The organism is uncultured Ilumatobacter sp., from assembly GCF_963980585.1.
In the GTDB taxonomy this organism is placed as follows: domain Bacteria; phylum Actinomycetota; class Acidimicrobiia; order Acidimicrobiales; family Ilumatobacteraceae; genus Ilumatobacter_A.
In genome coordinates this window covers 20,008-27,499 of sequence record NZ_CAXCAM010000034.1, presented here as the reverse complement: position 1 = coordinate 27,499, position 7,492 = coordinate 20,008, and the positions used below count along the sequence as shown (strand labels likewise).

Annotated in this window: 7 protein-coding genes and 3 tRNA genes; 3 read left to right on the top strand and 7 right to left on the bottom strand. The window is 62.6% G+C overall.

Features of this window, described 5'->3' with window-relative positions; genetic code table 11:
* Window position 1: 1 nt before the first annotated feature.
* A tRNA-Val gene (locus ACH2DW_RS11320) sits at window positions 2–75 on the bottom strand.
* A gap of 353 nt (window positions 76–428) precedes the next feature.
* Window positions 429–1,226 (bottom strand): inositol monophosphatase family protein, encoded by a 798-nt coding sequence (locus ACH2DW_RS11315; RefSeq protein WP_394929855.1) that lies wholly within the window; start codon window positions 1,224–1,226, stop codon window positions 429–431.
* Window positions 1,227–1,251: 25 nt separating this feature from the next.
* Here ACH2DW_RS11315 and ACH2DW_RS11310 point away from each other — a divergent pair, with 25 nt between their 5' ends.
* From ACH2DW_RS11310 to ACH2DW_RS11300, 3 genes are all read left to right on the top strand, one after another.
* Entirely contained in the window at window positions 1,252–1,827 is a 576-nt protein-coding gene (locus tag ACH2DW_RS11310; protein ID WP_394929854.1) for a hypothetical protein, read from the top strand.
* A gap of 4 nt (window positions 1,828–1,831) precedes the next feature.
* Window positions 1,832–2,092, top strand: a complete 261-nt coding sequence (locus tag ACH2DW_RS11305; protein ID WP_394929853.1) for a hypothetical protein — start codon at window positions 1,832–1,834, stop codon at window positions 2,090–2,092.
* A 37-nt stretch (window positions 2,093–2,129) separates the two neighbouring features.
* Window positions 2,130–2,206: transfer RNA gene (locus ACH2DW_RS11300), tRNA-Ile, on the top strand.
* 59 nt (window positions 2,207–2,265) lie between these two features.
* On the opposite strand, the gene ACH2DW_RS11295 is transcribed toward ACH2DW_RS11300, so the two are convergent.
* The 5 genes from ACH2DW_RS11295 to ACH2DW_RS11275 all read right to left on the bottom strand — a co-directional run bounded on the left by ACH2DW_RS11295 (window position 2,266) and on the right by ACH2DW_RS11275 (window position 7,400).
* Window positions 2,266–2,341: transfer RNA gene (locus tag ACH2DW_RS11295), tRNA-Asn, on the bottom strand.
* 61 nt (window positions 2,342–2,402) lie between these two features.
* A complete protein-coding gene (gene rpoD / locus ACH2DW_RS11290) occupies window positions 2,403–3,713 on the bottom strand; it encodes an RNA polymerase sigma factor RpoD (RefSeq protein ID WP_394929852.1) in 1,311 nt (436 codons plus the stop codon).
* Window positions 3,700–5,463, bottom strand: a complete 1,764-nt coding sequence (gene dnaG / locus ACH2DW_RS11285; protein WP_394929851.1) for a DNA primase — start codon at window positions 5,461–5,463, stop codon at window positions 3,700–3,702. The genes rpoD and dnaG overlap by 14 nt, the downstream gene beginning before the upstream one ends.
* A gap of 9 nt (window positions 5,464–5,472) precedes the next feature.
* The gene (locus ACH2DW_RS11280; protein WP_394929850.1) at window positions 5,473–5,685 is read right to left on the bottom strand and encodes a hypothetical protein; all 213 of its coding nucleotides are present in this window, start codon (window positions 5,683–5,685) and stop codon (window positions 5,473–5,475) included.
* 101 nt (window positions 5,686–5,786) lie between these two features.
* Window positions 5,787–7,400 (bottom strand): putative PEP-binding protein, encoded by a 1,614-nt coding sequence (locus ACH2DW_RS11275; protein ID WP_394929849.1) that lies wholly within the window; start codon window positions 7,398–7,400, stop codon window positions 5,787–5,789.
* Window positions 7,401–7,492: the final 92 nt, after the last annotated feature.

Genomic DNA, 7,492 nt, shown 5'->3' with positions numbered 1-7,492 from the left:
GTGGGCGCAGAGGGACTCGAACCCCCGACATCTGCCATGTAAAGGCAGCGCTCTAGCCAACTGAGCTATGCGCCCGAACTCAGCGACGGAGTGTAGCGGCGACGCTGTGACCCAGCCCTCGCAAAGGCACCGAGTGCCTACTCCAGCCCAATGTGATGGGAACTTGGGCCGATCTCCGGCCCCTGCCAGCTGTGATCCGATTCAGAGAGGCGTGGACCCGCTGGATACGAGATCGCATCGCCCTGTGTAGGTGATCGACCACCAATCACACCCCCTGAGCACCAATTGCCTGATCAAAGACCTTGCGCTGCAGGGACTCCGGCGCGATTATGAAACTGGGTCCGTGAGAGCGTCCATCAGGAATCCAGCGTCGGGCTTCGGCCCGGTCGACTGATTCAAGCCCATCCCTGCTACGGGACTGACGCACCTCACGGGCCCCTTCGCGTCCGGGCCGCAATCAACTCGTCAAGCAAGGCGCCGCCTGACGCCACAACCGGTGTGCGCCGATCAACGTGGTTGAGCACCGTGAGGTCTCGCCCGAGAGCATCGGCCGCACAGCCGCCAGCCTCCTCGAGAATCAAGACCGACGCCAAGTAATCCCACACACCATGTGAATCCGTGGTCGTGTCGACGTAGCCGTCAAATCCACCGCGGGCCACCGCCGCGATGTCGAGCGCTGCGGCTCCCATCGCGCGGAATTGCTGCCAGCCCCAGTGCGCCGGCGGCAAACCGTTCACGGCGATGATCGACTCCGAAAGCGACGACCGCGGACCGACCAGGATTGGCTGACCATTCCGGTTCGCTCCGCGATCCCGCACAGCGGTGTACCGATCGCTTGTCGCGAGGTTGCTCACCATCGCCACCGTCGGCACGCCATCGCTGACCAAGCACAACGCCGTCGCGCACCACGGCAGCCCCAGGCTGGCGTTCGTCGATCCGTCGAGTGGATCGACCACCACGACGTCACGTCCGAGTTCGCCACCCTGCTGTTGCAGTCCCGATTCCTCGGACAACACGTCGAACCCCGCAGCAAGCAGCGGCTGGACACAGACCTCATCGACATCGAGATCGATGGCGTATTGTCCGGAACGCAGGCCCGACGCGCCCCAATCTGCGTTGGCCCCAACCACCTCAGCGGCGCGGTCACAGATCGACGCGAACAGATCGAGCGTCGCCCTCGCCTCAACCGGTATGACAGAAGCGTCGCTGTTGTTGGTCGAGTCCACGCCACGGACGGTAGTGTCCGGAGCGATGGCAGTCATCGACGTTGCAGGATTCATTGCCGATGTGAAGAGCCAGGCCATCGACTCTGGCTTTCATGTTCACGACGAACGACACTTCGTCGAGACATATTCACTCCGCCAGTTGTGGGAAGTCGACCTCCACCCCGAGGAAGCTTGTTCGGGCCCGATCGACCTCCACCTCTCACTTGATGTCGATCCCAGGGCGATGCTCGGGTTCGAAGACGAGGTGATGAAGCTCGATGACCTCGACGACCCACCACCGCACGGCTTCAGCTTTCCATTGCTGTTCACGTGGACGTTGCCGCCCCTTCCCGAACCGCCCGACCTGCTGGTGCTCGCTACGGACCTCGCTGGCATCGGCGGCATGGACCTTCCCGTCGAGGTGTCCGCCATCGACTCGTTCCCGAGCGTCACCGATGCGCCAGAGCGAAGCCTCTCAATGGTCGCCAAGATGACCGTCGACCTCGCCGACGTCTACATGAATCAGGACCAGGCTGTCACGACTGCACTCGATCGATGCAAACACGTCAGCCTCTACCTGCTCGAGCACGCACCCGCGTGGCTCGGCGACTACTTACACTGAGCCGATGCGAGTTCATGAACTGATCGACATCCTCAGCGACCAACCGCCGGAGACCGAGGTCGAGATTGCCATTGTCGCCCCGGTGGATGCCGACAATGATGACATCACGGTCGACCGATACTTCGTTGACGGTGTGCTCCCCTGGCAAGATGCCGAGGACGACGAGGAGAGCGACAATCCGGGCGAGCTCACCATTTGGCTGGTCGGCGGCGAAGAGCCCGACGTCAACGCCTTCCTGGACGCGATCGAACAACCCGACGCCTGAACATCACCGATGAGGTCTGTCCTCGTCTGTGATTCCAGGGGTGTTAGCTCAGTTGGTTAGAGCAGCGGACTCATAATCCGTCGGTCCCGGGTTCGAGCCCCGGACGCCCCACCAGTCGCATCCACTGCCCGAAAACGACGAAGGCCCACCGGCTTGCGGTGGGCCCTCTTCGTTGGCTCCGGGGGTGGGGCTCGAACCCACGACAAGCGGATTAACAGTCCGCTGCTCTGCCAGCTGAGCTACCCCGGAAGGCAGGAGCCGAGGCGAGGCTATCGGTCAGAGACCGACCCTCCCACTCTCGATTCGAGGTCTATTCGACCTCGAGGAATTCTCTGAGCCGTTGGCTTCGTTGGGGGTGGCGGAGCTTGGCCAAGGTCTTGGCCTCGATCTGGCGAATTCGCTCACGCGTCACACCAAATTCCTTGCCGACCTCTTCGAGCGTTTTGGCCTGGCCGCCGTCGAGACCAAACCGCAACCGGACAATGTCCTGCTCACGCTCTGAGAGTTCACCGAGCACTTCACCGACCGCGTCAGACAGCATCACTTTGGCCGCAGCGTCGGCCGGGCTGACGACAGAGTCGTCCTGGATGAAATCGCCCAAGTTCGACTCGTCTTCCTCGCCGACCGGCGAATCGAGTGACAACGGATCTTGCGAATAGCGCAGCAGTTCACGGACTCGATCCGGCTCGAGTTGGACGCGTACCGAGATCTCTTCGATCGTGGGTTCACGCTCCAATTCTTGGTGCATCGAACGCTTCGCCCGCGTGACACGGTTCATGTGCTCGACCATGTGGACTGGAATGCGAATCGTGCGGGCCTGATCTGCAATCGATCGAGTGATCGCCTGACGAATCCACCAGGTGGCATACGTTGAGAACTTGAAGCCCTTGGTGTAGTCGAACTTGTCGACCGCACGCATCAGACCCAGGTTGCCCTCTTGGATGAGGTCGAGCAGTTGCATACCCCGGCCCGAATAGCGCTTGGCGATGCTGACGACGAGGCGCAAGTTGGCTTGCGTGAGTTCGCTCTTGGCTCGCTCACCCCGATTGACCGCACGGGTCAGCATGCGCCCCTCGACACCATCGATGGGCTTGCCAGCTTCGGCCGCCTCGTCGATCTTGCCCGCAGCGATCAGCCCTTCTTCGATCAACTGCGCCAGGCGGCGCTCATCGTCGGTCGTGAGTAAGTCGACCTGACCAATCTCACGCAAGTACATCCGGACGGCGTCAGAGGTCCCGCCCTCGCCCTTCGGCGACGACTTCTTCATCCGCCGCCCCCGTCGCCGACTGAGCAGCTTCTCGTCCGCGTCGTCAGGAAGCGGTGCTTCCACCGGCTCGACGGTGACCTTGTGCAAGATGTCCGCGACCTCGTCGTGATCGTCGCCGTGCCCCTCGACGGCATCGTCGATGGTGATGCCGTGTTCGGCCATCTTCGACTGCACATCGACCAGCACGTCCCCGGTCAATTCGACGTGCCGGAGGACAAGCGTCAAGTCTTCGGCATGCACCTCACCAGATTCACGACCCTTGGCGACAAGCTTGTCCCACTCTTTGGCCTCAACACCCAAGAAGGGCGCGGCAGACACGCTCTCTGTGGGGTCACCAGCATCAGTGTTCCCCATCTGTGCGTTCCTCTGATCGTCGATGAAGCCAACCTAGCAATGACTCAGCCGCGGCGAGAGCGCGAGTGGGCTCGGTGTCTTGCAGCGCTTCGAGGTCGAGACGCGCCTGACGATCCTCGACCATCCCCTCGGGATCGATCACACGCACCCGCTGCTGCAACTCCCGACGACAGGCTGCTCCGATCAATGTGCGAGCTTCGACGTCTGCGACGAGGTTGAGGTCGACCACAGCGGCACGTTCGAGAATGTCGACAGCATCGGGAGGGGCAATCTCAATCGCCTTCGAGAGATCTCCGCCAGCCTCGCCAAGTGCGATGAACGCCATGCGGTTGACGTCATCGTCGAAGAGCTCTGCCAACAGCCACGGAGCGATCGAGTCCCAGTCTTGAACGAGCAGCACGAGGGCCGCAAACTCAGCATTTTGTACCGGACCTCGCGACCGCTTCTGCTGCACCTGAATGGCGGGACGCCGAGTTCCGCGCTCGGCCAGACGAACCATGTCGCTGACCGGCATCGACAGCTCCGCGGCGACTTCGCCGGCGTAGAGCATGCGGATCGACTTGTTGGGATGTTCGTTGACGACTGCCATCGCATCCTCAGCGAGTCGGACCCGGTGCTCGGGTGAGTCCTTCGGCCGACCGCGCATCGTGCGATCAAGTCGGAACTTGAGGAACGGCACCGGCTTGTCGACGGCTGCCACCAAAGCCTCCGGTTGCGACGAAGCCAGGTCACCAGGATCCTTACCGTCAGGGAGCCGAGCGACCAGCACTTCAACCTTGTGCTTCTCTTCCCACTCGTAGAACCGTTCCGCGGCTCCCTGACCAGCAGCGTCAGCGTCGAACGACAGCACCACTTTGCTGGCGTACCGTTTGAGCAGACGCACGTGTTCCTCGGTGAGCGCCGTGCCACAGGTGGCAACGGCGCGAGGCACGCCGGCACGATGGAAGCCGATCACGTCCGTATACCCCTCGCACACCACGACCTGGTCCTTCTTGGCGATATCGGCCTTTGCCCAGTTCAGCCCGTACAGCGTCTTGCTCTTCATGTAGATCGGCGTCTCCGCGCTGTTCTTGTACTTCGCTGGGTCGTCAGAGCCGGGAAGGATGCGCCCGCCGAACGCCAGCGCCTCGCCCGATTCGGAGAAGATCGGGAACATCACGCGACCGCGGAACGCGTCTTGCATCTTGTTGCGCCGGTTACGAAACGACAGCCCGACATCCTGCATCACATCGGCAGGCGCACCGAGATTGCGCGAGAGCTGATCCCAATCATCGGGAGCCCAACCAAGTTTGAACTGCCGAGCGATATCACCAGCCAGACCGCGCCGCCGCAAATAGTCGCGGGCGGCTCGAGCATCAGGAGATTCCAGCAGCCGCTGGTGATACCACTCGACCGCGTCGTTCATCGCTGCCGTCAGTTTCTTGCGGCGCGAGCGCTCTTCGGACTGTCCCGACGTCGTGTAGTTGAGTTGGATACCCGCCTTGGCCGCGAGGTGTTCGATTGCACCCGGAAAGTCAAGGTGCTCGATCTCTTGGATGAACGTGAAGACGTCACCGCCCTTGTCACAGCCGAAACACTTGTAGCGGCCCCGTTCCTCGGTGACGTTGAACGAGCCGCTCTTCTCTGCGTGAAATGGACACAGGCCGACCCAGTTCCGGCCGACCCGTTTGAGCGCGACGTACTGCTGGACGGTGTCGACAATCGACACGGTCGACCGCAGCCGCTCGATGTCTTCGTCGACGATCCCCATGCCTTCAGACTACGGCGTCGGCCTTGTCGCTGGAGGCGAATCGTCAGCGCCGTCGCCACCACCGACCACCAGGCCGGCCGCGACCATGGCCACCACCGCGGCAATCGCTGCGAGCATCGCGACCCTCGACGTCCGGCTGGCCCGAGGCGGCAACGGACGATCAGCAAAGTCGGCCTCGTCAAATTCGTCGGCGTCGTCAAACTCATCGTCGTAGATGGACACGTACGCCAGGATACGGCCGTGACATCGCCGGGCTCGGACGCGAACAAGGATCACGAAGCAGCCGATCCGAACGAACGACTTGAGGTTCTCCGTTCTTTGAGCTACTTCGAGGAAGAGGCGAGAACCGCCTGCGCCGCAGTGAGCCGAGCGATGGGCACCCGATACGGCGAGCACGACACATAGTCGAGTCCAATCTCGTGGAACAGCTCGATCGAAGCCGGGTCGCCACCATGCTCACCACAGACGCCCATCTTGAGTCCTGGTACAGCCTCCCGGCCCTGTTCCACAGCCAGGCGGAGCAGGGCCCCGACACCGAACTGATCGATCGTGTCGAACGGGTTGGCTGGGAGCAGACCGAGATCGAGGTACGCCGGCATCATTCGGGTCTCGACATCATCACGGCTGAAACCGAACGTCAACTGCGTCAGGTCGTTCGTGCCGAAGGAGAAGAAGTCAGCATCGTGGGCGATATCGCCAGCCCGCAGCGCTGCCCGCGGCGTCTCAATCATCGTGCCAATGGTGATGTCGCTGTGATCAGACTGTGTGGCCTCGATCTCAGCTTCGACCCACGATCGAGCGAGCGCAAGCTCTGGTCGGGTGACGGTCAGCGGAATCATCACCTCGACAATCGGATGCAGCCCTGCGTCGCGCAGCGTCTGCACCGCAGCCAGAAGTGCTCGCACCTGCATCGCATACAGGCCGGGTTTGAGCACACCGAGGCGCACGCCGCGTGTACCAATCATCGGGTTGTGCTCGGCCCACGTACGCGCGGCGCGTAACTCTTGCTGCTCGACATCAGACAACCCCTCGGTCGCTTCCTTCAACGTCAACTCGGCGACCGATGGCAGGAACTCGTGCAGCGGAGGATCGAGCAGGCGCACCGTGACGGGCAAGCTGTCCATGGCGCGCAGGATGTCTTCGAAGTCAGCCTGCTGTACCCGACCAAGCTCCTCGAGCGCTGCTCCTTCTTCGTCGGCATCGCGAGCAAGAATCATTCGACGGACCACAGGGAGTCGGTCTGCCGCGAGGAACATGTGCTCGGTTCGGCAAAGCCCAATCCCTTCGGCGCCCAGCTCGCGGGCCTTCATCGCATCGTCTCCGGTGTCTGCGTTCGCGCGGACGGCAAGGTGACCTGCTCTGATCTCGTCCGCCCAACTCAGCAGCGTAAAAAACTCCTCTGGCGGCCCGCCAGATGCGGTCGCCATCTCGCCGAGCACAACATCACCCGTCGCCCCATCGATCGAGATGACGTCACCCTCCTCCACGACGACATCGCCGACGCTGAAACAGCGATCGCCGATCACGATTGTGTCGGCGCCGACCACTGCGGGCGTACCCCAGCCGCGGGCGACGACGGCAGCATGGCTCACGAGCCCACCGCGTGTCGTCAGGAGCCCATTTGCCACCATCATCCCGTGCACATCTGCCGGCGTCGTTTCGTTGCGCACGAGCACGACGTCTTCGCCTCGGTCCGCGGCATCGGCAGCATCGTCGGCTGAGAAGTAGACCTTGCCGACACCTGCACCGGGTGACGCACCCAATCCTGACGTCAGGGCCACGGCCGCTGCCTCAAACTGCGCGTGGATCACATCATCGAGATCCGCCGCCGTGATCGAAAGAACTGCTTTCGCCCGTTCCGCAGCCGTGTCCCCACCCGCCAACGCAGCGGTGACCGCCAACCGCAACGAGTCAGCTCCTGTTCGCCAGTCCTTCATCCTGGCAACACTGCCATGTCTCCAGCCGATCACGGGACTCCATGCGTCCATCAACGACACCGGACCGCCGGGCTGACGCCCGTAGCATGGCC